This window comes from Peribacillus sp. P4_C12, assembly GCF_056402095.1.
In genome coordinates, this window is the sequence record NZ_JBFUIB010000881.1 from 1 (window position 1) to 1,124 (window position 1,124).

Here is a 1,124-nt window from a genome sequence, read left to right on the forward strand (position 1 = left end):
GAAAAGCCTATCAATATAGAAGAACTGTCATTGCTTTTAATGAGGGCAGCCGAATTTAAACAGATGTCCAATCAGTTAGAGACGCTTCATGAAGAATTAGAGAAGACTAGAGGATTCGGAAATTTCCTTGGTAACAGCAAAGCAATGCAGCGTATTTTTTCAATGATCGAAAGAGTGAAGGATATTGATTCAAGTGTTCTTATTACAGGAGAAAGTGGAACTGGAAAAGAACTTGTCGCCCGAAACATTCATACTTTAGGAAGACGAAAAAACAATCCAATGCAGATTGTTAATTGTGCAGCTATACCCGAAATGTTGCTAGAATCTGAATTATTCGGTTATGAAAAAGGAGCGTTTTCCGGTGCCACACAGCGGAAGGAAGGGAAATTCGTCGCTGCCGATGGGGGTATCCTTTTTCTCGATGAGATTAGTGAAATGCCTCTTCCTCTTCAAGCTAAATTATTACGTGTGCTACAGGAACGGGAAGTAACACCTCTTGGTTCCAATACAAAAATATCATTGGATGTGCGTATTATAAGCGCAGCTAATAAAAATCTGGAACAAATGGTAATGGAAGGTAAGTTCCGAGAGGATTTGTATTTTAGGCTAAATGTTATCCCAATTTCTATGCCACCATTAAGAGAAAGAAAAGAAGATTTACCATTGCTTATGGATTATTTCATCAAAAAACACGCTAAGGATATGAATCGGGAAGATAAGACGTTCACAGCATCAGCACGTCGGTTGTTGCTAGATTATCATTATCCAGGAAATGTGCGCGAGCTTGGTAACATTATAGAGTATGCTGTTGCCCTTTCAAACTCAAAAAATATGGAAGATACTGACTTGCCACAATATGTTCAAGAACAAAAGCTAATATTACAGTCTGGAAGTCCCAATGAAGACTCTAACAGTTTTAGTATCCCAATCGGAATTTCGATGAAAGAGATAGAGGAAAAAGTAATAACAGCTACACTTCAATACTGTAAAAATCACCGACAAAAAACAGCACAAATTCTAAAAATTTCAGAAAGAAGCCTTCGCGATAAAATTAAGCTTATTTCAAATGGGGAATAAGAGATAAATTAAATCAACCCCATACCGGCATTTTTTTCTGGGTATCC

Annotated in this window: 1 protein-coding gene; it reads left to right on the forward strand. The window is 37.5% G+C overall.

Translation table 11 applies throughout. From position 1 onward, the window contains the following. On the forward strand, window positions 1-1,077 hold a 1,077-nt coding region (locus AC1DUW_RS29900; protein WP_477644318.1), incomplete at its 5' end, for a sigma-54 interaction domain-containing protein. Window positions 1,078-1,124: the final 47 nt, after the last annotated feature.